Annotated in this window: 23 protein-coding genes; 13 read left to right on the top strand and 10 right to left on the bottom strand. The window is 57.3% G+C overall.

Annotated features, from left to right (window positions below; translation table 11 throughout):
• Window positions 1–138: 138 nt before the first annotated feature.
• Genes HF931_RS13635 through HF931_RS13645 form a run of 3 tightly spaced genes read left to right on the top strand, consistent with a single transcriptional unit; the run spans window position 139 to window position 4,885 of the window.
• Window positions 139–2,505 carry a glycoside hydrolase family 3 N-terminal domain-containing protein gene (locus HF931_RS13635; RefSeq protein ID WP_273240501.1) on the top strand — a complete coding sequence of 789 codons (2,367 nt, stop codon included), beginning with the start codon at window positions 139–141 and terminating at the stop codon, window positions 2,503–2,505.
• Window positions 2,502–3,524: an SMP-30/gluconolactonase/LRE family protein gene (locus tag HF931_RS13640; RefSeq protein WP_273240502.1), complete on the top strand. Its 1,023-nt coding sequence runs from the start codon at window positions 2,502–2,504 to the stop codon at window positions 3,522–3,524. The genes HF931_RS13635 and HF931_RS13640 overlap by 4 nt, the downstream gene beginning before the upstream one ends.
• Window positions 3,515–4,885 carry a GntP family permease gene (locus HF931_RS13645; protein ID WP_273240503.1) on the top strand — a complete coding sequence of 457 codons (1,371 nt, stop codon included), beginning with the start codon at window positions 3,515–3,517 and terminating at the stop codon, window positions 4,883–4,885. Before HF931_RS13640 ends, HF931_RS13645 begins: the two co-directional genes overlap by 10 nt.
• Here HF931_RS13645 and HF931_RS13650 read toward each other — a convergent pair whose 3' ends face one another.
• Window positions 4,886–5,656, bottom strand: coding sequence for a thiazole synthase (locus tag HF931_RS13650; protein ID WP_273240504.1), 771 nt, complete (start codon window positions 5,654–5,656; stop codon window positions 4,886–4,888).
• Window positions 5,657–5,717: 61 nt separating this feature from the next.
• Window positions 5,718–5,930: a sulfur carrier protein ThiS gene (thiS, locus tag HF931_RS13655; RefSeq protein WP_273240505.1), complete on the bottom strand. Its 213-nt coding sequence runs from the start codon at window positions 5,928–5,930 to the stop codon at window positions 5,718–5,720.
• Window positions 5,931–5,994: 64 nt separating this feature from the next.
• Here thiS and HF931_RS13660 point away from each other — a divergent pair, with 64 nt between their 5' ends.
• From HF931_RS13660 to aat, 4 genes are all read left to right on the top strand, one after another.
• Window positions 5,995–6,429, top strand: a complete 435-nt coding sequence (locus tag HF931_RS13660; RefSeq protein ID WP_035552210.1) for a type II 3-dehydroquinate dehydratase — start codon at window positions 5,995–5,997, stop codon at window positions 6,427–6,429.
• Window positions 6,430–6,444: 15 nt separating this feature from the next.
• Window positions 6,445–6,915, top strand: a complete 471-nt coding sequence (accB, locus tag HF931_RS13665; RefSeq protein WP_035552212.1) for an acetyl-CoA carboxylase biotin carboxyl carrier protein — start codon at window positions 6,445–6,447, stop codon at window positions 6,913–6,915.
• Between the two features lies 1 nt (window position 6,916).
• Window positions 6,917–8,278 carry an acetyl-CoA carboxylase biotin carboxylase subunit gene (gene accC / locus HF931_RS13670; protein ID WP_272982070.1) on the top strand — a complete coding sequence of 454 codons (1,362 nt, stop codon included), beginning with the start codon at window positions 6,917–6,919 and terminating at the stop codon, window positions 8,276–8,278.
• A gap of 86 nt (window positions 8,279–8,364) precedes the next feature.
• Window positions 8,365–9,042, top strand: a complete 678-nt coding sequence (gene aat, locus HF931_RS13675; protein WP_273240506.1) for a leucyl/phenylalanyl-tRNA--protein transferase — start codon at window positions 8,365–8,367, stop codon at window positions 9,040–9,042.
• Here aat and HF931_RS13680 read toward each other — a convergent pair.
• From HF931_RS13680 to HF931_RS13690, 3 genes are read right to left on the bottom strand one after another with little or no spacing between them, the layout of a single operon-like run.
• Complete coding sequence (locus HF931_RS13680) at window positions 8,955–9,434, bottom strand: DUF2155 domain-containing protein (protein ID WP_273240508.1); 480 nt, start codon at window positions 9,432–9,434, stop codon at window positions 8,955–8,957. The two genes, aat and HF931_RS13680, sit on opposite strands and share 88 nt — an antisense overlap.
• On the bottom strand, window positions 9,431–9,952 hold the full coding sequence (gene mlaD / locus HF931_RS13685; protein ID WP_273240510.1) for an outer membrane lipid asymmetry maintenance protein MlaD: 522 nt from the start codon (window positions 9,950–9,952) through the stop codon (window positions 9,431–9,433). The genes HF931_RS13680 and mlaD overlap by 4 nt, the downstream gene beginning before the upstream one ends.
• Entirely contained in the window at window positions 9,945–10,337 is a 393-nt protein-coding gene (locus HF931_RS13690) for an NADH:ubiquinone oxidoreductase subunit NDUFA12 (RefSeq protein WP_035552224.1), read from the bottom strand. The genes mlaD and HF931_RS13690 overlap by 8 nt, the downstream gene beginning before the upstream one ends.
• A gap of 197 nt (window positions 10,338–10,534) precedes the next feature.
• Here HF931_RS13690 and HF931_RS13695 point away from each other — a divergent pair, with 197 nt between their 5' ends.
• Both HF931_RS13695 and HF931_RS13700 read left to right on the top strand, forming a co-directional pair.
• Window positions 10,535–12,793, top strand: a complete 2,259-nt coding sequence (locus HF931_RS13695; protein ID WP_273240512.1) for a TSCPD domain-containing protein — start codon at window positions 10,535–10,537, stop codon at window positions 12,791–12,793.
• Window positions 12,794–12,955: 162 nt separating this feature from the next.
• A complete protein-coding gene (locus HF931_RS13700; protein ID WP_051602698.1) occupies window positions 12,956–13,687 on the top strand; it encodes a pentapeptide repeat-containing protein in 732 nt (243 codons plus the stop codon).
• Between the two features lie 81 nt (window positions 13,688–13,768).
• Here the strand turns inward: HF931_RS13700 and aspS are convergent, their stop codons facing one another.
• Window positions 13,769–15,601, bottom strand: coding sequence for an aspartate--tRNA ligase (gene aspS, locus HF931_RS13705; protein ID WP_035552229.1), 1,833 nt, complete (start codon window positions 15,599–15,601; stop codon window positions 13,769–13,771).
• Between the two features lie 97 nt (window positions 15,602–15,698).
• On the opposite strand from aspS, the gene rnd reads away from it, so the two are divergent.
• Window positions 15,699–16,865 carry a ribonuclease D gene (gene rnd / locus HF931_RS13710; RefSeq protein ID WP_035552232.1) on the top strand — a complete coding sequence of 389 codons (1,167 nt, stop codon included), beginning with the start codon at window positions 15,699–15,701 and terminating at the stop codon, window positions 16,863–16,865.
• Window positions 16,866–16,879: 14 nt separating this feature from the next.
• Here rnd and HF931_RS13715 read toward each other — a convergent pair whose 3' ends face one another.
• The 4 genes from HF931_RS13715 to HF931_RS13730 are packed head-to-tail and all read right to left on the bottom strand — an operon-like array spanning window position 16,880 to window position 22,298.
• Entirely contained in the window at window positions 16,880–18,361 is a 1,482-nt protein-coding gene (locus HF931_RS13715; RefSeq protein WP_051602699.1) for a Ppx/GppA family phosphatase, read from the bottom strand.
• Complete coding sequence (locus HF931_RS13720; RefSeq protein WP_273240516.1) at window positions 18,358–20,532, bottom strand: RNA degradosome polyphosphate kinase; 2,175 nt, start codon at window positions 20,530–20,532, stop codon at window positions 18,358–18,360. Before HF931_RS13720 ends, HF931_RS13715 begins: the two co-directional genes overlap by 4 nt.
• Window positions 20,533–20,550: 18 nt before the next feature.
• Window positions 20,551–21,282: a P-loop NTPase family protein gene (locus HF931_RS13725; RefSeq protein ID WP_035552238.1), complete on the bottom strand. Its 732-nt coding sequence runs from the start codon at window positions 21,280–21,282 to the stop codon at window positions 20,551–20,553.
• On the bottom strand, window positions 21,279–22,298 hold the full coding sequence (locus HF931_RS13730; RefSeq protein ID WP_273240518.1) for a hypothetical protein: 1,020 nt from the start codon (window positions 22,296–22,298) through the stop codon (window positions 21,279–21,281). The genes HF931_RS13725 and HF931_RS13730 overlap by 4 nt, the downstream gene beginning before the upstream one ends.
• A 105-nt stretch (window positions 22,299–22,403) precedes the next feature.
• Between HF931_RS13730 and purM the strand changes: the two genes are divergently transcribed.
• From purM to HF931_RS13745, 3 genes are all read left to right on the top strand, one after another.
• Window positions 22,404–23,429 carry a phosphoribosylformylglycinamidine cyclo-ligase gene (purM, locus tag HF931_RS13735; RefSeq protein ID WP_273240519.1) on the top strand — a complete coding sequence of 342 codons (1,026 nt, stop codon included), beginning with the start codon at window positions 22,404–22,406 and terminating at the stop codon, window positions 23,427–23,429.
• Window positions 23,426–24,016: a phosphoribosylglycinamide formyltransferase gene (purN, locus tag HF931_RS13740; protein ID WP_273240521.1), complete on the top strand. Its 591-nt coding sequence runs from the start codon at window positions 23,426–23,428 to the stop codon at window positions 24,014–24,016. The genes purM and purN overlap by 4 nt, the downstream gene beginning before the upstream one ends.
• 83 nt (window positions 24,017–24,099) lie before the next feature.
• A complete protein-coding gene (locus HF931_RS13745) occupies window positions 24,100–24,504 on the top strand; it encodes a hypothetical protein (protein ID WP_273240523.1) in 405 nt (134 codons plus the stop codon).
• Window positions 24,505–24,589: the final 85 nt, after the last annotated feature.

Below are 24,589 nucleotides of genomic sequence, written 5' to 3' on the forward strand. Positions count from 1 at the left end.
GACTGCTCCTGAGCTCTTTGGCGTTACTCGCGCTCAACCAGCTCACCACGCAAATGTTAACGTTGACATCGTTCGCGCCTCCCCCAATGATTGCGCTAACTTAATCGCGGCAAACGCGAAGATTCTGGGGAGGAATATATGACCGAGGCGTCAGCGGGCTCGCGCCCAAAGCTATTGATTGCTCTACTCTCAGGCACCCTTGTTGCGTCAGCTTGCGCTTCATCTTCGATTGCGCCGTCGCAGGCCGCGTCAACGTCAATCGAGGAGGAATCTCAGTCCAAGTGCGCGCCAAACCCAAGTCTGACGAATGCGTCTCAGAGGGTGCAATCGCTCGTGTCGCAGATGACATTGGACGAGAAACTGGGTCAGCTGAACCAAGCTGCCGGTGGGCGCAGCAAATCTCTCAATTCAAAACTTACGTCGGACGAACTCGAAAAGGTGCGCCGGGGTGAAATTGGGTCCTATCTCCATGTCGCCGGCGCAGAGCCTCTTGGAGAGCTTCAAAAAGTCGCTGTCGAAGAGAGCCGGCTCGGCATCCCCCTCTTGTTTGCAATGGACGTTGTGCACGGTTATCGGACCGTGTTTCCCGTGCCGCTTGCGATGGCGGCTAGTTGGGATCCTGAGCTTTGGGAAGAAGCCGCCCGAATTTCAGCGGATGAAGCATCAGCCTCTGGTCTTCATTGGACGTTTGCACCGATGGTCGACATCTCCAGAGACCCGCGTTGGGGGCGCATCGTGGAAGGTGCAGGCGCCGACCCATATCTGGGATCCCGAATGGCAGTTGCTCAGGTCCAAGGATATCAGGGTGAGGACCTTTCCGATTCAACGACCATTCTTGCCGCAACGAAACATTTCGGCGCCTACGGTGCCCCAACTGGTGGGCGGGACTACGGATCGGCCGACATAAGCGAACAGAGCCTGATGGAAGTCTATCTTCCCCCTTTCTATGCCGCGACGAAGGCTGGCACTGGCTCAATGATGACCGCATTCAACGACATCGCCGGCGTCCCATCCACGGCGAATGAATACCTGATTGATGACGTGTTGCGCGCAGAGTGGGGTTTCGATGGGATGATCGTGTCCGACTGGAATGCTGTAGCAGAATTGATCAATCATGGAGTTGCCGAAACAGAGGAGCAGGCTGGCACGCTTGCACTTCAGGCAGGCGTAGACATGGACATGACCAGCATGGTCCTGCCAACGAAAATCAAAGCTGCGGTTCAGTCTGATGCGTGTCTGGCGCATGATCTTGATGCCGCCGTGGCGCGCATCCTTACCACAAAAGAGCGGCTTGGCCTTTTTGATACGCCGATGGCCTATCACAACCCGGAACGTGAAAAGACGACTCTGTTGAAAGACGAATTCCGGCGTGCCGCCCGCCATGCTGCCGTCAAATCCATGGTGCTCCTGAAGAATGAGAAGCAGACCCTGCCCCTCTCCAGCTCACCTCAAACTATCGCTGTGATTGGCGGGTTGGCCGAAGACAAATTGACTCAGCTCGGTTCATGGCGTGCGCAAGGCAAGACGGATGACGTGGTTTCATTGCTGGAAGGCCTGCAACGAAATGCGCCGAGCGGCACGACTGTCACCTATGCGGCCGGCACGCATCCTTCGTCCGAAAGCCCTGGAGCGATCCAACAAGCAGTCGATACGGCGATGGATGCTGATCAGGTACTCTTGGTCATTGGGGAAGACTTTGATCTTTCTGGCGAAGCGCGCAGTCGGTCCGATATTGCGCTTCCACCCAGTCAGTCGGAATTGGCTCAGGCCATATTCGCAACAGGAAAGCCCGTGACAGTCATCCTGGTGACGGGGCGTCCATTGGCGATTGAAGATGAAGTGGCAGCTGCAGACGCCGTTCTGAACACTTGGATGCTGGGAGTCGAAGCTGGCAATGCGTTGGCTGATGTTGTTTGGGGCAGCACTTCACCCGCTGGAAGGCTGCCGATCGAGTTCCCACGCAGAACCGGTGCAGTGCCTCACACATATTCGGAGTATCCAGGTGGACGGCCAGCGGACCCTGATCTGTCGAAAGACACCAACCGATTCATGGATATTCCAATCACACCACTATTCCCGTTTGGTCACGGTCTCAGCTATTCCAGTTTCGACTATAGCGATCTCCAGAGTTCCGTTTTCGAGGATGGACAGATCGAGTTAAGCACTACGATCACGAACATCGGCGATGTCGACGCAGACGAAGTTGTACAACTCTACATGCGTGACCCATTAGCAACCATCGCGAGACCCAAACGCGAACTGCGAGGATTCACGCGCGTCTCCATTCCTGCTGGCGAGAACCGTCAGGTCTCCTTCACAATCTCACCAGATCAAACCGCGCTCTATCGTGTTGGCTCAGGCTGGGTGGTCGAACCCGGCCAGATTGATTTCATGATTGGCGCATCCGCCGAAGATATCCGTAGCAAGACCAGCGTCACGCTCACACATGATCGCTCGACTGGAATTCCAGCAAGCGCCATCGAAACAGGAATCCGCATCAAATGATCCAGTCACGTCGCACCTTTCTAGGAACTGCAGCAGCCACCGCTCTTCTCTCTGCCTGCGGAACAATGTCAAACCGAGTGGTGCGTACATTTGAACATATCGAAGTTTTTGACCCGGCCGCACTGGACCTCATTGATGCAAACGCGCCTTTGGAGTCGCTTACAACAGGATATGGCTGGGGCGAAGGCCCCGTCTGGGACCGCCAACGCGACTGTCTTTATTTTACGGACGTCCCCGGCAATATTGCATGGCGATGGTCCGAAGCGGACGGTGCAACCAAACTCCTAGATCCGTCTGGTGTTGCTCGCGATGCGGCCACTGGATTCCGGGAACCAGGTGCAAATGGATTGGCAATATCAAAAGATGGCAGCCTGCTGATCTGCAATCATGGCAAGCGCGCCATCGAGAAAATGAGTCTGGAAACAGGTCACCGCACAATCCTCGCCCGAACGTACAACAACAAAGCCTTTAACAGCCCCAATGATATTGTAGAAGCGGATGATGGAAGCTTGTACTTTACAGATCCGCCCTATGGCCTTGAAGGCCTCGACGCCTCCCCCCTAAAGGAGCAAAATTTCAATGGGGTATACCATCTGCAACCGGATGGACGTGTTACGCGCTTAATCGAAACAATGACCTTTCCAAACGGAATCGCGCTGTCTCCAGATGGTAGTACGCTTTACGTGAGCCAGTCTGACCCAGACGCTCCAATCTTGATGCGCATGTCGCCCGACGGATCAAATGCTGCCGTATTATTTGACGCCAGTCCCTACATGTCAGACACGGCTCCTGGCTTGCCCGATGGTATGGCCGTGACGAAGACCGGCCACATTTTTACCACCGGCCCCGGTGGAGTGTTTGTGCTATCCCCAGAGGGAAAGCCGCTCGCACGGATAAAGACCGGTAAGGCAACAGCGAACTGCTGCTTCGGTGGCCGCGACGGGCAGACACTGTATATGACAGCGCACGACACTTTGATGCGGATCAGAACAAAATCAGTCGGCCTTCCATGGAGCTGACAGAAGCCCTTTTCGCCTACCGGCCAGTACTTGCCACCGGGTTCGGAATCGCCGCCCTGCTCGCGCTGATTTTGCGGGCCAGAATGAACGCTTTCGCAGCCCTCCTGCTCGTCAGCATTTTCAGCGCGCTTGCGGCTGGCATGGCCCCGAATGATGCGTTTGAGACTTTGTCCAAGGGTATGGGAGGCACGCTTGGCTTCATTGCAACCGTAATCGGGCTCGGGGCTCTGTTCGGCGCAATTCTCCAAGCCTCTGGCGCACTTGACGCGCTGGCGTCAAAACTCTCAAGCCAATCCAGTTTCAAGTCCAATCAATGGAAGATCGCGGGCATCGGCTTGCTTGCATCTACGCCTGTCTTCTTTGATGTTGCCCTGATCATCCTTGCACCACTCATTCTAACCATGGCGCACGACCGACTTAAGCCGGCCATGTCATTGGGCTTACCCCTAATGGCAGGACTTGCCGTCGGACACGCCTTCCTACCCCCGACACCAGGTCCAATCGCAATCGCGGAACTCATCGGCGCTGAATTGGGTTGGGTGATCCTTTTCGGTGCGATTGTCGGCGGAATAGCGCTGGCGGTATCAGGCCCGCTCTTTACTGCTTATCTCGACCGGCGCAGCCGGATGCCGATAGGTGCCCCAGCATTTGATTTCGAGACAAGTACAGATCATTCTGAAGAAGAAAAGCCGAAGCCTGGCAGAGCTATCATACTGATAACTCTTCCCTTGGTCCTGATCCTGCTGGGCACACTCGCGGATGTACTCCAAGATGGTCTATTGAAATATCTACTCGAAATTATCGGGCATCCATTCAGCGCACTCTTGATCGCCTGCGGAGCTTCCTGGTGGTTGCTTCACCCAAAAACTCCGCAAGGCCGAAAACTATTGTCCGACGCTTTGGCGCGCTCTTTTGAGCCAACTGGAGCCGTCATTCTGGTGACGGGTGCTGGCGGAGCTTTCAAACAAGTTCTTGTTGACACTGGCGCTGGTGAACAAATCGCAAATGCAGCCCTCGGTGTTGGATTTGGACCGCTACTTGCGGGTTACGTTCTGGCTGTCATCCTGAGGCTCGCTCAAGGCAGCTCAACCGTTGCGATGATCACATCCGCTGGCCTTACTGCGCCGATTGTTGCAATGGCAGACCTCACGGCCCCGCAATTGGGGCTCGTAGCCATCGCGATCGCCGCAGGCGCTACGACTGGAAGCCATGTCAACGATAGCGGCTTTTGGCTCGTGGGTCGTGTTTTTGGAATAACGCCTGGCGAAACGCTCCGCACATGGACGGTCTCCACCACATTGATAAGCGTGGTGGGTTTTCTCATGTGCATTATACTATACGCGAGCCTATCGCTCTTTTGATCAGATCAACCCAGCAAGTGGCGAACTGGGATCAGCGTACATTTTCTTCGGCATGCGGCCGGCTAGATACGCATCACGGCCTGCGATCACCGCATGCTTCATCGCGCTTGCCATGCGGATAGGGTCCTTGGCAGCCGCGATAGCAGTGTTCATCAAAACGCCATCGCAGCCCAGTTCCATCGCAAATGCTGCGTCAGATGCAGTACCTACTCCTGCATCAACGATCACCGGCACACGTGTTTGTTCAACGATCAGTCGGATATTGACTGGGTTCATGATTCCCAGTCCGGACCCAATCAGACTGCCAAGCGGCATGATCGCGCAGCATCCTGCATGTTCCAGCATCTTGGCATAAACAGGATCGTCCGAGCAGTAGACCATTACTTCAAAGCCATCGGCAATGAGCGCCTTTGCGGCCTCAAGCGTCTCCGGCATGTTGGGATAGAGTGTTTTCTGATCCGCCAGCACTTCCAGCTTCACGAGATTCCATCCGCCCGCCTCGCGCGCCAGGCGCAGCGTGCGCACTGCTTCATCCGCTGTATAGCAGCCAGCCGTGTTCGGCAGATACGTGAACTCATCCGGCTTCACGAAGTCCGTTAAGCGCTCTTCATTCGGGTTCGACAAATTCACCCGCCGCAGAGCAACGGTAACGATCTCTGCGCCAGCAGCTCGCGCGGCATCGGCATTCTGCTGATAGGACGCATACTTGCCCGTGCCGACAATCAGGCGGGAATTGTAGGTTTTGCCGGCAATCGTGAGTGAATCTGTCAAAGGTCTGGCCTTGTTTGAGAAGTTACTGAAACGGTGAGCATAGCCGATGCGAGTTGATGCCTCAGCCGCCGCCAACGAATTGTACGACTTCTATACGGTCATCAGCTTCGATGACAGTTGTGGCGTGCTCCGATTTAGGAACGATTTCAAGATTACGTTCAATCGCAATCCCGCGCGGGTCGCGCCCTGACTCGCCTGACAGTTGAAGTACCAACATCGCTAGAGTCGTCCCAGCCTCGACTTCTCGTGACTCGCCATTGACTGTAATGAGCATTCGCGTTTTCTCCGTTCATCGCCCCCCTTGCCTTGCTAGGCATTCCAGCGCAAGACGGAAGACTATGTCGAAGCCCGTATATGTCCTCGGAGGTCCCAACCTCAACCTGCTCGGTTCACGAGAGCCGGAAATCTACGGGCGTGATACGCTCGCGGACATCCATGCGCGGCTGGAAGCGCAAGCTGAAGGTACGGCATTGATTCTACGCCAGACGAATCACGAGGGCGAACTGGTGGACTGGATTCAGGAAGGTTCCGAAAAAGGATCGGCTATTATTCTGAATGCAGCGGCATATACGCATACCTCTATTGCGCTTCACGACGCGCTCAAGGCATGCAAAGTCCCTGTAATTGAAGTCCATTTGTCAAATCCTGCCGCGCGAGAAGCATTTCGGCAGGTGAATTATGTTTCCCCCGCCGTGAAGGCCACGATTGCAGGCCTCGGTGCCTATGGTTATGAGCTGGCGCTTAAGGCGGCAAAGACCCTTACGGGCCAATAAGAGACCTGACATCCCATGAGCACTACGAAGAACAAGCTGGATACCGGCCTCGTCCGGGAACTCGCGGCCATTTTGCGGGAAGCAGACCTTGGCGAAGTTGAAGTCGAACACGAAGGCCTTCGCATTCGTGTCAGCAAGCCAGCAGCCCCGGTAGTTCAGGCCGCCGTTGCCGCACCTGCACCGGTTGCTGCACCTGCACCGGCGGCGGCTCCCGCAGCCGCCGATGCACCAGCTGCTGCACCTGCCGCTTCGGACAACGCAATCAAATCACCAATGGTCGGCACGGTATACCTGTCGCCAGAACCTGGCGCGAAACAGTTCGTCGCCGTTGGCGACAAAGTCAAAAAGGGCGACACGCTGCTGCTCGTCGAAGCGATGAAGACCTTCAACCCGGTCGAAGCCGACAAGGCTGGCACTGTGAAGGAAATTTACGTTAGCGATGCCCAGCCTGTCGAATATGGCGAAGCTCTTATTCTGATTGAGTAATATGGCCGACCAACCTGCTATCAATAAGGTTCTCATCGCCAATCGCGGTGAGATTGCGCTGCGGATTCACCGCGCTTGCAAGGAAATGGGACTGTCCACAGTGGTGGTCCATTCCGAAGCAGACAGTGACGCGATGGCTGTTCGCCTCGCTGATGAAAGTGTTTGTATCGGTCCCGCCCCATCATCCGAAAGCTATTTGAAGAAATCTCAGATTTTGGCGGCGGCGGAGATTACCGGCGCTGATGCGATTCACCCGGGCTATGGCTTCCTGTCTGAGAACGCGCAATTCGCGGAAATGGTCGAAGCACATGGGCTCGCCTTCATCGGCCCGACTGCCGAACACATTCGTATCATGGGCGACAAGATTGCCGCCAAACAGGCGATGATTGACGCTGGCGTTCCATGCGTGCCCGGCTCGGATGGCGCGGTTTCTTCGATTGCCGAAGCCAAAAAGGCGGCCAAGAAGATCGGCTTCCCGGTTCTCGTCAAAGCTTCTGCTGGTGGCGGCGGACGCGGCATGAAGCTCGCGAAGACCGAAGCAGATCTGGAAAACGCTGTCCGTACGGCGAAAACAGAGGCGAAGGCGGCCTTTGGCGACGACGCAGTGTATCTGGAAAAGTATCTTCAAGGGCCGCGCCACATCGAAGTGCAGATCATTGCTGACACACACGGGAATGTCGCACATCTATGGGAACGCGACTGCTCCCTGCAGCGTCGCAACCAGAAAGTCTTTGAAGAAGCCCCTTCTCCGGAACTGAACCAGGCTCAGCGTGAAGAAATTGGCGGTATCTGCGCTCGGGCGATGGAAAAGCTGGGCTATCGTGGCGCGGGGACGATCGAGTTCTTGTACGAAGATGGCAAATTCTATTTCATCGAAATGAATACGCGGCTTCAGGTCGAACATCCGGTCACCGAGATGATCACGGGAATCGACTTGGTGCGCGAACAGATCCGAATTGCTGAAGGCAAGAAACTTTCTTTCAGCCAGGAAGACGTGATGCTCGTCGGGCACGCCATCGAGTGCCGCATCAATGCTGAACATCCGGAAACCTTCATCCCGTCACCCGGACTGATCACAGACTTTCATGCCCCAGGTGGTCCAGATGTTCGTTTGGATAGTGCAGCTTATTCCGGCTACCGGATTCCGCCGCATTACGACTCGCTTATCGGCAAGCTAATCGTCCACGGTCGGACCCGCCGCGAGTGCATCATGCGTCTTCGTCGCGCCCTTCAGGAAATGGTTGTCGGAGGCGTGTTCACGACGTTGGATCTGCATCGGAAACTGGTCGAAAATGACGATGTTCTGGCAGGTGAGTACAACATCCACTGGCTTGAGAAGTTTCTGGAAAATCAGAAAACGTAACGAACACTAGCATTTTTCTCTTTTGACGTTTCGGAAGTCTCGTCAGTGGGTAGACATCGCTGTTCGTGCGGGCTCATATTGCGAACATGTCTCAACGATTCAGTACCACGGACCTGCTAGCCTGCTATCGCCGGGGAATTTTCCCAATGGGCGATGCACGCAACGATCCGAATCTGTTCCTTGTTGATCCGGACATGCGTGGGATCATTCCCCTGGATGAATTCCACATCCCAAAGCGGTTGCTGAGAACGGTAAAGAAGCAGCCTTTCAAAGTCACAGTCGACCAAGCTTTTACACGCGTTATAGAAATGTGCGCGGAAAGCGCCAAGGGCCGGGAAAGCACCTGGATCAACTCTCCTATCCTGAACCTCTACAGCTCCCTCCATCACGAAGGGCACGCTCATTCCATTGAGTGCTGGGATGGAGAGGACCTAGTAGGCGGGCTTTACGGCGTGGCGCTCGGCGGCGCTTTCTTCGGTGAGAGCATGTTCTCGCGCGCGACTGACGCGTCGAAAATCGCACTCGTGCATCTCGTCGCCCACCTCCTTGAAGATGGTTTTGTGCTGCTCGACGCGCAGTTTCACAATCCCCACCTGGAACAATTCGGATTGGTCGAAATCCCGAGACAGGACTTCAAGAAACTGCTGAGAGAAGCCCTGACAATTGACGCGACATTCTATTCGAAGTCTGCATCATCCTCAGCGGAGCGCGGCTCGAGCTTTACCGGCTCAGGTGCAGCACAGCGGATCACCCAAACATCGTAAACCGGGTGCTCCAACGCGCTGAGGCCGGGAGAAGACGCGTACATCCAGCCCGAGAACAGCTCTGGGTTCTCTTCGCTGACTGTCTCCACATCTTCAGCGTCAACCGCAGCTTCCATGGTTTCGACCGCAACAGGCTGTGTAGACGCAATCTTCAGGAATGCAGCACTCTCCGGCGCCTCTTCTGGCGGCGTCTGATAGCAAACCTGCAGCTCGACCTTGAGAGATCCGAATACGACCGGTTCGCCAACTTTCACGTCAATGTCTGTCGAACGTCCGGTAATCTTGTCGAGCGCCCTCAGGGTGGCCGTATCCTTCTGGACAAATGTAGCCGCGTGCGCCGCACCAAGTATCAATCCGGCGATCGCCGAGGCCGCCAGCACGTGCCGCATCATTCGAAATCTCCCGCAGGATAGGGATCGTCAGCATCTGCTGATGGCTCAGACTCTTCTGAGCCTCCATCACCGCTTCCTGAAGCGAAAGATGCAAACAAGGTCAGCAAGTCGACGCTGCCACGCGTGTATTTGATCTCGCCTGAGCCATCTTGCGGAATGTTGTCAAAACTGCCGCCCGGCTCGAGCGCAACATAGGCGCCGCCCAGCAAGCCGTCCGTGGAAACACGAGCGTCCGTGTCCTCTGGCAACGCCCATTTCTCGTCAAGGCTCATGCGAACAACCGCCTCAAAACGTTCCGGGTCGCCCTCGACGCTTTTGACGATACCGGCTTTTACGCCGGCAATGCGAACGTCGGTGCCGCGCGAAATGCCCGAAACATTGTTGAAGCGCGCGGCCACCTCATATTGATCGCCCTGCGCTTGAGCGTCGCCGCCGCGATCAAGGGCAAACCAGAGAAACGTACCGGCTACACCAACAACTGCAGCGCCGATCAGGGTTTCAAAGAGTGATTCACGCATCCGGTGTCCATGCCTCGTAATCGCCTGTCGCCTTCTGTCGCGCCATGCCGGTGGAAAGGCTTCCTTTTGGCTTGGTCGCGTATGGCGTGCCAGTCATGTTCGGCTTGTGATCGGTCTCCCAGTCACGCCGGGTCAAAGGAGACTTGGTTGGCGGCTCATCGATCGTGTGGTGCAACCAGCCATGCCAATCGGCGGGAACTTTCGATGGCTCCGCCAGTCCCTTGTACATAACATACCGGCGCTTGCGCCCTTCGAGAGACGGTTTGCGCTCCTCGAAATAGCGATTGCCATACTCGTCGGTACCAACATAACCCGACCGCCGCTTGATATCGAAAGCCGCTCCGAGCGTGTTGCCGCTCCACCAAGTGAAAATCTGTTTCAGCATCGTGAGGATGTCCTGACCTGTCTTGTTGGCCGCAATATGGCGCTATCCGGGCAAGTAATCCATACGGCAGCCGCAGGCAATGCGCCGCACAATAATATGATCAGCGCAACCACTTTTGCGGCTTGAAAGCTTGATACCACATTCCGGAACCGTCACGCTTTCCTGAGTGATTCGCTGATGATTCGCGGGAGGGTATTATGAAAGCTGCCGAGATAGAGTCCGTTCTGGAAGCCGCCGAAGCTGATGGCCTGCTTTCACCCGAGATCGAATTCGGTGCCGCATTCCGGGCCGCCGGGCGCCATCGTCGTCCCATGACAGAGGAATCTCTCCGAAATGTCGCCTCGGCCTACGCCTCGGCAGGACTGCTGGGCGCATCGCAGATCGCAACCGCCGAAATGCTGGAACGGCTTGGCGATGCGCCACGCAATGCAGAGCTTGCGGAAGCCATAGCCTCCGGTCTCCCACAAGACATTCTCGAGGAAGCGCTACGCCAGCCTGACGGGTTTTCGCGCACAGCCGACGCCCTGAGAATTGCAGCCGCCAACGTTCAGCCACCCCCCACCGCTGTTTTCAGTGCTAATTCCGCCAATTCCGAGTTTGATCCTCTCCTTCTTGCCGCACTGAAGGAAGGCGCGGAGATATTCCTGGCTCAAGAGGATGTCGCCCCCGCCAGACAAGCCTCTCGTTTGCTCGATGTCTCGCTGGCGATTAGCCCAGACGGCCTCGAATCTGATCTGCTTTGCACCGTTGCGGAAGCTGCAGGCAGATCTCTGGGGGACGGTGTTCTGCTGATTAACGGCCTAGGCGCGGCGGTACTTTCGCTCGGGCTACCATATGATAGCGACGAAGGACGAGCAGTGGCGGCGGCCCTGTGCGCCGTAGTGAAATCTTTTGCGACGGGCGCATCACTTTCAGCAGCGCATGCCGGTGTGCTGGGCCTGGAAGCGCGTCGCGCATCATCGCGCAAATCATGCAACGTCGCCATACTGCCCATATCTGACTTCGCCGATCTGATGCCAGACTGCGAAAGCGAAGGGGCTGCGCCTGTTTGCACCGTGCTGACCTATTCAGATGAAGGGCCAACACTTGCCCGCTGCGCCCGTCTCGCTATTTCCCGTACCGCACCGGAAAGCCTACCGACAATTCTTGAACGTGTCGCCAATTGTGGCGGTGAAGATCTTGAAGCAGCGTTGGGAGCCGATCGGCTTAAGGATCGTGGCTTTTCCGATGCGGCGCTAGACCGAGTGTCCCGCGCTATGAGCGATGGTCTTCCCCTTAACGCAGCTTTCTCTCGCTGGGTGCTGGGAGATGAGATTATCAGCGATGATCTGAAACTGGCTCCCGAGAAATTCGATTCCGATGGTCTGGCCCTGCTTTCTGCGATGGGGTTCTCGCGCAAGGACATCGCGAAAGCCGAAGCGGCTGTGGATGGAACGGCAGAAGACATCGCAGCGGCAGAGTTTCGCCAATGTGGTCTTGAGCTACATGTCAGCGCAGAAGCAGAGCTGGCCTTCGCATCCGCCTGTGCAGAAGCGCTTGGCGGCAACACGGCTATTCGCGTCACCGGTCGCAACGGACTAGACATGGCTGACGCGGCCATCGCAGCTGGCCTATCCACCTTGCTGGTTGGAATACGAGCCCCCGCCAACGACGATGTCGCAGATCGCATGGAACAGATTCTTGCACTCGCAGACGAGCTCGCCATAGAATCTGGCGCATCTTTTGCGGCTGACGAAAACACCAGCGTTTCAGACGGCCACGGGCAGAGCGCTCGAACGCGCCTGCCAGATCGTCGCAAAGGTTATATCCAGAAAGCATCTGTCGGCGGCCACAAGGTCTATCTCCACACAGGAGAATTCGAAGATGGCGCGCTGGGTGAGATCTTCATCGACATGCACAAGGAAGGCGCAGCGTTTCGCAGTCTCATGAACAATTTTGCCATCGCCACGTCCATTGGCCTCCAATATGGCGTGCCGCTGGAAGAGTTCGTTGATGCCTTTGTCTTCACACGCTTCGAGCCGGCTGGCGCCGTGACCGGCAACGACCGAATCACAAAGGCGACGTCCATCCTCGACTACATATTCCGGGAGCTTGCCGTGTCCTATCTGGGCCGCGACGACCTCGCAGAAGTGGATGTGACTCATGACGGCCTTGGCCGCGGCGCTGGCGATGCCACACGTGAACCGGCAGAATTCACGGAAGAAGCCGCTCAGTTGATCTCCCGCGGATTTTCCAGAGGCCAGTTGCCAGACAACATCGTCATCTTCGACAAGAAACGCGAAGAAAAACAAGCTGAAGAAGACACGGAAACCGAAGCACTCAACGCCCCAGATTATCTCAGCGAAGCCTGCCCAAATTGCGGCAGCTTCACGCTGTTTCAGATCAGCGAAGATGGTGAGGCAGAGTGCGATACTTGCGGACAGGAATTGCAGGACTTCACTGAAGTCCCCTCCTGATCAGGCCTTGCCAGTAGGCCGAAGCCCAGCTCCAAAGAGGTTGCTTGACGATGCAATCGGAGCGTTCCGAGGCATGGCGAATTTGCAACACTTGTGACGTTTTGGTGAGTCCTTACTGTTTGTTCAGTTTGGAGCAACAAAATCAGGCGTTATCCATAAGTTATGACACGTTTGGCTTACGCAATTCTTGGCGCTTCGGCCTTTTCTCTTGCCGCGTTACCCGCGATGGCACAAAGCCAGCCCGTGGCCTGGTCTCCCGGCTATGTGGGGGCATGCGGTGAATGTGACCTGTCTGGCAAGAATCTGACTGGCTGGACGCTGACCGGTGGCAACTATTCCAAGGCCCGCCTGGACTATGCCTTCATGCGGGGTGTCCAAGCTGGCGGAGCCAATTTTGAGAATGCAGAAGCCAATAGCGCCGATATGCGCGGCGCCATCCTGACATCTGCCCGCTTTTCCGGCGCTACGCTATCTGGCGCCCGCCTTCAGGGCATACAGGCAAGCGGCGCAGATTTTCGCAGCACAAAAGCACAGGGCAGCAATTTGCAGGGCGCCCTGCTCGTGGGCGCCAATTTTGCCTCGGCCGATCTGACAGGTTCGTTCATGGAGGCGGCCGACCTTTCTGGCGCGAACCTGACAGGCGGATGGCTGAACGAAGCCATCCTTTCAGGAGCGGTGTTCAATGGCGCGAACATGACCGGCGCGAATTTAAGGAGGGCGCAGGTCGCAAACGCATCCTTCCGGGATGTCCGCTTCATCGATGCTGACCTTTCTGAACTTGAGGGTAGCGAACTCGCAGATTTTGATGGGGCTTGCGCGTCTTTGAGCACGATCTTGCCGGACAGCCTGAACCTCCCGCTTTGCGACGTAACGACTACAGTTGCCAGCAACTGAGCCAATTTTCGAATAGCCCAAAACGAAAAAGGCGGAGAGCTGGGCCCTCCGCCTTTTCTTTCGCTAATATCCTTTAGTGCGTCAGGATTTGACCTGCGGCGCCAGCCGGATGTTCAGTTCTTTGAGCTGTTTGTCGTCAACTGGGCTCGGTGCCTGCATCATCAGGTCGCGCGCCTGCTGGTTCATCGGGAACAGCGTAACGTCGCGGATATTCTCGGCATCGGCGAGCAGCATCACGATTCTGTCCACGCCCGGTGCGATTCCACCGTGTGGAGGCGCGCCATAACGGAACGCGTTGAGCATGCCGCCAAACTCTGCCTCGACGACATCCGGACCATACCCAGCCAGCTCAAATGCCTTCAGCATCAGTTCCGGACTATGGTTCCGGATCGCACCGGATGATAGCTCCACGCCGTTACACACGATGTCGTACTGATAAGCCTTCAGGTCGAGCTGCTTTTCTTCCGTATCGGCTTCCAACAAGGCGTCCATCCCACCTTGAGGCATTGAGAACGGGTTGTGGCTGAAATCGACTTTCTTGTTGTCTTCGTCATATTCGTACATCGGGAAGTCAACGATCCAGCAGAGGCGGAATACCCCCTCTTCGATCAAGCCAAGTTCCTCACCAACCTTCGTGCGCGCGGCGCCGGCGAGCTTGTAAGCCTCGCCCTTCTTCCCAGCTGAGAAGAAGATGCCGTCGCCTGCAGAGAGACCAAGCTTCTCAAGCAGAGTTGCCAGAAGCGCAGGTTCGAAATTCTTCAGGACCGGATCCTGGCTATCGACCCCGCCGCCATCAGCTTCCTTGAGGCGCGCATAACCGAGGCCTGGTGCCTGCATTTCCTTCTTCGCCCATTTGTCGAGCTCATCGAAGAATTTACGCGACTTTTCGGCTGCTGCTTTCGGAGCCGGAATGGCAATAACGCGGCCACCGCCAGCGATGATCTTGGCGAAGATGCCAAATCCGGTCTTGCTGTCGTCTTCGAAAAATTCGGATACATCAGCCAGTTCGATCGGGTTGCGCAGATCCGGCTTGTCGGAGCCATACTTCGCCATTGCTTCGGCATATGGAATGCGCGGAAACGCGCCTTCCGGCACGGTGCGGCCCTTGCCTTCCCAATCCGCAAACTCGCTGAACACGCCCGCCATGACAGGTTCAATGGCGCTGAACACGTCTTCCTGGGTCACGAAGCTCATTTCAATATCAAGCTGGTAGAACTCACCCGGCGACCGGTCTGCGCGGGCATCCTCGTCACGGAAACATGGCGCAATCTGGAAGTAGCGGTCAAAGCCGGACACCATCAGCAACTGCTTGAACTGCTGTGGCGCTTGCGGCAGCGCGTAGAACTCACCTGGATGCAGGCGGCTCGGCACCAGGAAGTCACGAGCGCCTTCCGGGCTGGAGGCGGTCAAAATCGGGGTCTGGTACTCGGTGAAGCCCTGTTCGATCATACGGCGGCGCAAGCTGGCGATCACCTGGCTACGCAGCACCATATTCTTGTGGAGTGTTTCCCGGCGAAGATCCAGATAACGGTGCTTCAGGCGAATATCTTCCGGATATTCCGGCTCGCCAAACACTGGCAGCGGCAGCTCAGCCGCCTCTGACTGAACGCTGACTTCGCCAGCCACGACTTCGATCTCGCCTGTGGCCAGGTTCGGGTTCACGAGGCTCTCATCGCGCGCGACGACCTTGCCTTCCAGCGTGATTACGCTTTCTGCGCGAAGGCGCTCGACCGTGCCAAATCCGGGGGAGCCGGGATTGAACACGACTTGGGTCAGGCCGTAATGATCCCGCAGGTCGATGAACATCACCCCGCCATGATCGCGGCGGCGGTGCAGCCAGCCTGACAGTTTTACGGTTTCACCGACATGGGATTTGCGAAGTTCCCCGCAGGTGTGGGTGCGATAGGCGTGCATCGGAAACTCTCTCCGGAAATACGGTCCAACAGAAATAAAGCGCGAAAGGCACGGAACCTCTCGCAATTGTCAAGGCGATGCGATACGCAAGCGCGCGATGACTGACAACACCCTGACTCCCATTACTGAGCAGTCGGCACTGGAAGACCTGTGCGGAAAGCTCGCTGAATCCGACTTTATCTGCGTCGATACCGAGTTTCATCGGGAAACGACCTATTGGCCGGAGCTCTGCCTCGTCCAGGCCTCTGCGCCCGGCGTGGAAGGCCTGATCGACCCGCTGGCAGAGGATCTGGACATCGGCCCGTTCCTCGACCTGATCGCCGCAGACAATCGCGTGAAAGTATTCCACGCGGCCCGTCAGGACCTCGAAATCTTCAATCGCCTGATTGGACATCCGCCCGGCCCGATCTTCGATACGCAGGTCGCAGCGATGGCTCTCGGCCTCGGTGATTCGATCTCTTATGACAATCTGGTGCAGCGCGTGCTGAAGCGCCAGATCGACAAATCGAGCCAGTTCACCGACTGGACCCGCCGCCCGCTCAGCCAGAAACAATTGGTCTACGCGCTCGGCGATGTCACGCATTTGAGAGACGCCTACCTCAAGATGCGGGACGAGTTGGAAAACCTTGGCCGTCTCTGTTGGGTCCGCGAGGAAATGGCCGACTTGGAAGACCCGGCGAAATATGACACGGACCCCGCCAATGCCTGGCAGCGACTTAAACTGCGCAAGCCGAAGAAAGACTATGCTGCCATTGTGGTTGCTGTTGCCGCATGGCGCGAAACGCTGGCCCAGGAGCTCGACAAACCACGTCGCCGCATTCTGAAAGACGATGCAATCCAGGAGATTGCGAGCCAGAAACCGCGCTCAGAGCAGGATTTCGGTCAGCTGCGCGCCGTGCCGAACGGCTTTATCCGATCAAAGTATGGTCAGGGCCTCGCTGAAGCCGTCGCGGACGCGATTGATAATCCAGAGAAGTATGCTCCGGAACTCGGCCCGCGCGTTCAAAACGCGCAAATCCCAGCGGGCGCACCGGAATTGCTGAAAGTACTACTCAAGCATGTCAGCGAAGAAAATGACGTGGTCCCCCGCCTGATCGCGAATGCGGCCGACATTGACCGGATCGCACGCGGCGAAACCGGCGATGAGATCGCCGCCATGACCGGGTGGCGCTACGACATGTTCGGTCGCAAGGCTCAGGCATTGCTGAACGGCAAACTTGCCGTGTCATTCGAAGGAGGTCAGGTCCGCTTGTTCGACGTCTGATACAGCGGCGACAATTAGCGGATCACGACTTCAGATTTCAGCCTCACTTGGCTCGCAGTCTGGGAGAGGCGTCGCTCGACCGTATCCGACACCATAGCCGAATCCGATCTGGACACCCTCAATTGCAATGTCTCTGCTGTGCGAACGAGCTGTGCCCGCTTCAGGATCGGGCCTGACCGGCCAGAGAATACAGCACCGAGCCGCATCGCACTGCCGATTTGACGGGCACGCTCATCCTGCTCCGGTGTGGTCAGTGTCGTATACTCGTCCGGCCGCTTGAAGTCTTTCTGGTAGCGGCACCCGACGGCATATGCGATCAATGCCCGCTCGCGATGCGCCACAGCCGTGTATGGCGCGCGCAAGGCCTGATCATAGGCCATTATGGCCCGGTGGTCCGGATGGAACCTGCCTGCACTGTCAGACATCATGCAGGCCGCCCGCTCAATCCGCTGGTCGGCGGCCGGAGAACCGAACAGGTCCGGTTCAGGCGCAAGCGCCGGCGCAATGAAGTCGTGCAGTGCTTCGCCGAAGAGAATCTGGTTGCGATCGAGTCGTGCGAAGGCGATCGCACCATCCAGCAAGGGATCATTGTCTGACGCCCCCAACTCATTGCGCAGCACACCCTCGCGCAGACCGCTGGATGATATTGTCATACCATCCAGTTCGCTCATCTCCAGGACTTCTTGCGCGAGAATGGCAGCAATTGGCAGATGGCGGGCTCGCTTCTTGTCAACGGCTTCGAGGGTAAGGCGCGCTGTTGAATTGGTCAGGCTGTCGAAACAGACCTTAGCTGCACGGTCAATCTGCGCCTTGGTCATCTGATAACCCTGCAAAACCTGCAGCGAATACCCCTCCAGATGCATGTTCAACTTGGCAAGCGTCCGCCATGCTCCGCCCACCGCATAAAAACGCCCTTCAGCCTTGGCAAGGACAGCAGATGTCTTCAGTTCTGTCCGGATCGTCTTGCGTAGGGATTTGAGGTCAATGTCGCCATTCACCAGCGACAACGGTCCGAGCATCAGGCTTTCACCGCCACCTGCTTTCGGTCCGATCTGCTTGAACTCGAGACTGGAGCCACCAAGATCTCCGATCATCCCATGTGGCTCATGAAAGCTTGCCTCGACCCCCACTGCCGACAACCGGGCCTCATCCTCGCCTGAGAGGACCAGGATTTTCCGCCCCAGCGCATTTGATGCCTGGCTAATGAATTCGGCACCATTGTCCGCTGATCGGACCGCCGCGGTTGCAACGGCCGTAAAACTCTTCAGATTCAACGCCTTCAGGATCGCTCGATACCGACCGAGCGCCTTTAGCGCAGCCTCAACGCCCGAAGGCGATAACTGCCCGGTCGTCATAAGCCCCGCACCCAATCCGGCCATGACCTTTTCATTAAAGGTCGGCAGGATCGACGCACCGAGCACATTGTAGATCACCAGACGAACCGAGTTGGACCCGATGTCGATGATGGCCGCGCGCTCTGTTTTTGGTAGCGTCACCCCGAGACACCCTCTCGCGGTTTCAGCCGTGGGGGAAGACTGACTTCCAAGGAACTGCCACGCCCTGAAAGGCTCGGATTATCCATGAAATAGGTATGTGCGGAGAAGGGTTTTACAGTCTCAGCCACGTCCATCCGCTCATACGAGCCATCTTCTCTCATGATCCATGTCTGCTGTTCATCGTTCAGGTTTGCCACCATGATCTGATTCAACACCTGACGATGCACAGTCGGATTTTCAACCGGCACGAGTGCCTCGACCCGACGGTTCAGGTTCCGCGGCATCCAGTCGGCAGATGAAATGAACACCTTTGCCTTCGGCGACGGAAGTGTCTGGCCGTTCGCGAAACAGACGATCCGCGAGTGCTCAAGAAAACGCCCGACAATGCTCTTTACCGAGATATTGTCTGACAGTCCCGGCACACCTGGCCGTAAACAGCAAATCCCTCTCACGACCAGGATGATCGGCACGCCTGCCTGGCTCGCCTCATAAAGCGCATCAATTACCTCGCCATCGACCAGTGAGTTCATCTTGGCCCAAATGCCACACGGGGCTCCCTTGCGCGCCGCATCGGCTTCGGCTTCGATCATGTCAATTAATTGTTGCTTCATGTCCAATGGCGACATGGACAGCTTTTCCATCACTGGTCCGACTTTGGGTGGCTCACGGTACGCTGTGACGAAATTGAACAGACGATTTGCATCTCGCCCAAGTGACGCATCCGCGGTGAACAAGGATAAGTCCGTATAGATACGGGCATTGATCGGATGATAATTTCCGGTACCGAAATGCGTATAGGTGCGCAACTCGTCACCTTCCCGGCGCACGACCAGAGACACTTTGGCGTGGGTCTTGTATTCGATAAACCCATAGACGACCTGAACGCCGGCCCGCTCAAGATCGCGCGCCAGACGTAAATTGGCTTCTTCATCGAAGCGGGCCTTGATCTCAACCAACGCCGTGACATTCTTTCCGGCCTCTGCCGCTTCAACCAGCGCCGCGACGATCTGCGAGTTCGCTGTCGTGCGGTACAAGGTCTGTTTGATCGCCACGACTTGCGGATCGGCTGCCGCCTGACGCACGAACTCAACGACAACATCGAACGTTTCGAAGGGGTGGTGCACCAAGATATCCTTGGCCCGAATAGCCGCAAAGCAATCGCCACCCATTTCGCGAATGCGCTCTGGATAGCGCGCTTCATAGGATGGGAATTGTAGGTCCGGACGATCCTTTACAATGAGTTCCGACAATTGGGCCATTCCCAATATGCCGTCATACAGAACGATGTCGTCTTCTTCCGCGCCAATTTCATGCGTGATCAATTTGCGTAGATCTTCGGGCGCGCTTGACTGCATCCGGATACGGACGATCCGGCCTCGGCGGCGTTGCTTCAGCAGAACTTCGAACTCGCGGATCAGATCTTCTGCTTCTTCCTCAATCTCGATATCGCTATCGCGAATCACCCGGAATAGACAGCGATCCTTTTCCTCAAAGCCAGGAAACAAATCATCGATGAACATGCCTATGACGTCTTCAAGGGCAATGAACCGGAGATTGCCCTTGGTGCCGTTTGGCAAACGAATGAAGCGGCGTACGAATGCCGGCAATGGGATGATGCCGACATGATCATCGCCACTGTCTTTTGAGATCAGATTGATCGCGACCGAAAATCCCAAATTGGGAATGAATGGAAATGGGTGCGCCGGGTCCACCGCCAGAGGCGTAAGCACCGGGAAAATGTTTGACCGAAAATACTTGTCCAGCTCACCGCGATCACGCTTGTTGAGGTCCTTCACGCCCAACACGTCTATGCCTTCGGCGTGAAGCTCCTGTTTCAGGCTGCGCCAGCGTTCCTGCTGCTCGGCGATCAGGTTCAGGGACGCCGCCTCAATCTTCTCCACTTGCTCCGCCGGGGTCAGGCCGTCCTGGCTGGATTTCACGATGCCTGCTCGCACCTGCTCGCGCAGGCCCGCATAGCGAACCATTTCGAACTCATCGAGATTGCTGGCGGAAATCGACAGGAAACGCAGCCGCTCCAACAGCGGATGGTCCATATTCGAAGATTCCTCGAGGACACGCTGATTGAACTCGAGCCACGACAATTCCCGATTCAGGAAGCGGTCTGGCGAGGCCATCAGCTGTTCTACTGTTCCAGTTTGTCCATCGGCCATCGTGCCTGCTCCGCGTGTTTAGTCGTCCTCAAATGCCGCGGAATCCGGATTGGCCCATCCGAGTTCCTCCACGACATCCCGCGCCAGAGGCACACTGGGTGCCCGGCCGGTTTCGGTCACCTTATCACTTAATTTCTCAATAAATATTTCGATAGCCGTATAAGATAGCTCCAATCTCGGAACTACATATTTAATGAGATCAGGTTCCAGCTTCAGGAAAAAACGCGCCGCCGTAGATTCAAGGCGCGCTTTCAGCATTTCCTCATCCGGCTCCCGAATTTCGACGACCGGCAGAGCCATGAAACGCGATTTCAGATCAGCGGAAGATGTCTGCCACTGACTTGGATGCCGCTTTGAGGTGAGCAACACGCGCCCGCCCCCCGCTGCGGCTGAATCGATCAATGTGAGCAGGTTTTCGCTTTTCTTTACGAGATCGGCGTCATCGACGACCGCGGCTGTCGTTGCCAACGCTGACAGGCCGGGTGTTTTCAAACGCGAGAACTCTTTTGCTGCATAGAAGCTGCCATCGAACTCACGACACCAGGCTTTGGCCAGAACGGACAAGCCACTGCGCGGCGGCCCCAACAGGCAAATGACCGGAAATGGCCAAGCTTGCGGCGTGCGCAGGACAGCCATTGCGCTTTCATTCGCCTCTGTGACGAGCAGCGCATCAAGCGTGGGTTCTTTTGCAGGAAAGCCTAGGCTGAGCTGGCTTGGCCGGGACGGCCCCTTGGTATTATCCGCGCTCACGGTTCCCCCGATGGAGACACAGCCGATCGGACGATCCAGCCCATTTCATTCTCGGACAGGGACACCCCACGCTGTAGCAGATCGTTCTGCAATCGTGGCGGATCCCCCGCATAGGAAAACGCAACCAGTGCACCATCGCGCGCGATGGCCTCAATCCGGAATTCCGAGATCAATGGCGAACGCGCCAAAGCGCCACGCAGCGTGTTCCATTCTGCCAGCGACGTGTAGCGAACGCTCGCGGTTGCTGGGGTGCGCTCTCCTGAGCGGATAACCGAAACTTCCTTCCAGTTCTCGTCCAGCAGCGCCACCATGCGGTCAACCGCAACCTCCAGCGACGACGCATAGGGCGTCGTGCCGACACGTTCCGTTCCCGCCGCAGTGACTGTGGACACGGTCACCTGCCAGGCCCCATCCACACCCGATAATTCTGCCAGAATACCCCGACGCGCGCCAAGAGCGCCCGCTTCCGGAGAAAGTTCAAGCCAGTCGCTGTATGCGCTGTCACCGGGGCTGTTGGCCGTCACGAAGGGGGAGAGTGTTTCGTCGCGCCCGGTACCGAGCGCTTCGCGCCACGCTGCATCCAGCCCAGCAGATCCAGCAAGCGGCACCAGCAATCCCTTCGGCGCCTGTGTGTCGACATATGGCACTGACAGGCCATCAAGATGAGCCCGTACCATGCGCGGATTGTAGACGACGGCCAGTGTGCCTTTATAGCGCCCGGCACCCGCAGTCTCTTCCTGGACATCCACGGCAGCCGACAGGCGATCTGCCAGCGCTGCATCCACAACAAGGCCGCCCGATTGCAGCCGATCCTCTGCCAGCGTAATCCGGTCAATCAGCACGCGGGCGCCCTGAACCCGCGCTGACGCCATGGCCAGTTCACGTGCTTCGATGAGCGAACCCGCCGTCTCATCCACTTCGATATTCGAGACGGTGTATACGTCCCGCGTATCCGCAAAGGCGCTTGCTCCCATCGCGACGAGAGCAAAAAGGGACGCGAAAAGGATACGAATCATGGTCGACGGCCTCCGTTTGAACCTGTTGTAGCAAGCCAATGCGACAGCCGAAACCGCAAGCGGCACTGGCAGAGACGTTTTCCCCATGCTAACGCGCGAGTCATCATGAGCGATACATCCAAAACTCCCCTTTCCTACCGTGATGCCGGTGTCGACATTGAGGCAGGAGAAAGGCTGGTCGAGGCCATAGGCCCGCTGGCAAAAGCCACAGCCCGTGCGGGCGTGATGGGCGGCCTCGGCGGCTTCGGCGCGCTGTTTGACCTGAAAGCGTCTGGGTATGAGGATCCGGTCCTCGTTTCCGGCACCGATGGCGTGGGCACCAAGCTGATGTTGGCTTTTGAGACCGGCATTCACAACACGGTCGGCATAGACCTCGTCGCCATGTGCGCCAACGATGTGCTCGCCCAGGGCGCGGAGCCCCTGTTTTTCTTGGACTATTTCGCAACTGGAAAGCTCGAAGCCGGCATCGCCGAAGCCGTCATTTCCGGCATTGCCGAAGGCTGCCGCCAGTCTGGCTGCGCGCTGGTGGGCGGGGAGACCGCCGAAATGCCGGGCATGTACCCGCCCGGTCACTATGATCTTGCAGGCTTTGTGGTCGGCGCTGTGGACCGGGCAAAGGTTCTTCCCCGCATGAGCGACATGGCCGAGGGCGATGTGCTGATCGGCATCGCCTCATCCGGCCCGCATTCCAATGGCTATTCCCTGATCCGTCGCATCGTCGAGCGGGAAAGCTTGTCTTACGAATCCCCCTCTCCGTTCTCCGACGGGACGCTTGGCGAAGCCCTGCTCACACCGACGCGGCTTTACTCACAAGCCGCCCTGCCCCTCATAAAAGGCGACTTGATCAAAGGCCTCGCTCATATCACCGGTGGCGGCATTACCGAGAACACCCCGCGCATGTGCCCGGACCATCTCGCCCCCCGCATTGACCGGTCGGCCTGGGCGCCGAGCCCGGTCTTCCAATGGCTTCAGGAAGCTGGCGGCGTAGAGCTGGACGAGATGCACCGTACCTTCAATATGGGCATCGGCATGATCTTCGCGGTCGCCCCGGACATGGCAGAGATCGTCATGAACCAGCTCCGTGTGGTGGGTGAACAGCCGGTTATCCTCGGGGATCTCGTCCCCGCATGACGCGCCTGAAGCTCGCGATCCTGATTTCCGGCCGGGGCTCTAACATGAAAGCCCTGCTGGAAGCCGCGCGCGATCCGTCTTTTCCGGCCAAACCAGTCCTGGTCCTGTCGAACAGGCCGGATGCGAAGGGGCTGGAAACAGCCGCCGACGAGGGAATCCCAACCGCCGCGATTGATCACAAAACCTTCGGCAAGGACCGCGAAGCGTTCGAGCGGGCTATGAATGAACACCTTGAAACGGCCGGCGTAGAAATCATCGCGCTGGCCGGCTTCATGCGCGTCCTGACACCCTGGTTCGTAAACACGTGGGAAGGTCGGATGATCAATATCCACCCCTCCCTCCTGCCGAAATATAAAGGTCTCGACACGCATCAACGCGCGATAGATGCGAGCGATGCCGAGGCTGGCTGTACCGTCCATTGGGTCAGCCCGGGCGTCGATGATGGAGAGATCATCCAGCAAGCGTCTGTCCCCATCCTGCCGGGCGACACAGCTGACGCACTGGCAAACCGCATCCTTCCGGTTGAACATGCACTGTATCCCGAAGCGCTCGCGAAGGCCTGCGAATCCATAAAGGCGCGGGACTAGCCCAGCCCCATTCGCCCTCCCAGCCCCGGCGGCAATGCCAACCGAATTCGTCGGATAGCTCATTCCCATAGGCTGGAAGGACGATGCCGTCCTTCTCCCTCTTCCAGCCCCTGCCGGGCCTGCCTCTCTATCTTTGGCCAGTCTGGCCTCTGATCTACTGGCGCATACTGCGCCTGAAGGCTTGGTTTCGCGCGAACGGCCGCCCAGGCTCAAAAATGCTCTGGGGCGTGACGCGGGATGGGCGCGTCGTGGTCGATCTGCTGTCGGATGATCTGTCGGGCCGAACGCCGCCTCGTTCGGGGTTCGATTTCGAACCCTCGCGCCATTTTCGTGAGGCGGCCTATGGTGAAGTCAGGGGCCTCATTCCCGATGCGACTCGCCAGCGAAAGCTGGGATCTCTTGGCATCGCGCACGAACGTGGCGCACAAGAAAATGACTTTCACCGGGAATACGGTAACTCTCCCCTGCTCCCCCTCCCGGACACCTGACCTTCCCAGGAAAATGCAGTCAAATTCACCCGGATGGCAACGCCAGTCCGGCCGCTCGTGCTGCGGCAAAGAAAAAGGCCGCACC

It is taken from the genome of Hyphomonas atlantica corrig. (assembly GCF_017795365.1).
GTDB lineage: Bacteria > Pseudomonadota > Alphaproteobacteria > Caulobacterales > Hyphomonadaceae > Hyphomonas > Hyphomonas atlantica.

Bases quoted from the DNA above. Each gene is read 5' to 3' on its own strand.
- aat (WP_273240506.1), top strand. From the start codon at position 8,365: ATGTCTCAACGATTCAGTACCACGGACCTGCTAGCCTGCTATCGCCGG.
- HF931_RS13745 (WP_273240523.1), top strand. From the start codon at position 24,100: ATGCCGTCCTTCTCCCTCTTCCAGCCCCTGCCGGGCCTGCCTCTCTAT.
- purM (WP_273240519.1), top strand. From the start codon at position 22,404: ATGAGCGATACATCCAAAACTCCCCTTTCCTACCGTGATGCCGGTGTC.
- HF931_RS13695 (WP_273240512.1), top strand. From the start codon at position 10,535: ATGAAAGCTGCCGAGATAGAGTCCGTTCTGGAAGCCGCCGAAGCTGAT.
- aspS (WP_035552229.1), bottom strand. From the start codon at position 15,601: ATGCACGCCTATCGCACCCACACCTGCGGGGAACTTCGCAAATCCCAT.
- HF931_RS13645 (WP_273240503.1), top strand. From the start codon at position 3,515: ATGGAGCTGACAGAAGCCCTTTTCGCCTACCGGCCAGTACTTGCCACC.
- HF931_RS13660 (WP_035552210.1), top strand. From the start codon at position 5,995: ATGTCGAAGCCCGTATATGTCCTCGGAGGTCCCAACCTCAACCTGCTC.
- thiS (WP_273240505.1), bottom strand. From the start codon at position 5,930: ATGCTCATTACAGTCAATGGCGAGTCACGAGAAGTCGAGGCTGGGACG.
- HF931_RS13730 (WP_273240518.1), bottom strand. From the start codon at position 22,298: ATGATTCGTATCCTTTTCGCGTCCCTTTTTGCTCTCGTCGCGATGGGA.
- HF931_RS13720 (WP_273240516.1), bottom strand. From the start codon at position 20,532: ATGGCCGATGGACAAACTGGAACAGTAGAACAGCTGATGGCCTCGCCA.
- accC (WP_272982070.1), top strand. From the start codon at position 6,917: ATGGCCGACCAACCTGCTATCAATAAGGTTCTCATCGCCAATCGCGGT.
- HF931_RS13700 (WP_051602698.1), top strand. From the start codon at position 12,956: ATGACACGTTTGGCTTACGCAATTCTTGGCGCTTCGGCCTTTTCTCTT.
- HF931_RS13680 (WP_273240508.1), bottom strand. From the start codon at position 9,434: ATGATGCGGCACGTGCTGGCGGCCTCGGCGATCGCCGGATTGATACTT.
- mlaD (WP_273240510.1), bottom strand. From the start codon at position 9,952: ATGCGTGAATCACTCTTTGAAACCCTGATCGGCGCTGCAGTTGTTGGT.
- HF931_RS13690 (WP_035552224.1), bottom strand. From the start codon at position 10,337: ATGCTGAAACAGATTTTCACTTGGTGGAGCGGCAACACGCTCGGAGCG.
- HF931_RS13635 (WP_273240501.1), top strand. From the start codon at position 139: ATGACCGAGGCGTCAGCGGGCTCGCGCCCAAAGCTATTGATTGCTCTA.
- HF931_RS13640 (WP_273240502.1), top strand. From the start codon at position 2,502: ATGATCCAGTCACGTCGCACCTTTCTAGGAACTGCAGCAGCCACCGCT.
- purN (WP_273240521.1), top strand. From the start codon at position 23,426: ATGACGCGCCTGAAGCTCGCGATCCTGATTTCCGGCCGGGGCTCTAAC.
- rnd (WP_035552232.1), top strand. From the start codon at position 15,699: ATGACTGACAACACCCTGACTCCCATTACTGAGCAGTCGGCACTGGAA.
- accB (WP_035552212.1), top strand. From the start codon at position 6,445: ATGAGCACTACGAAGAACAAGCTGGATACCGGCCTCGTCCGGGAACTC.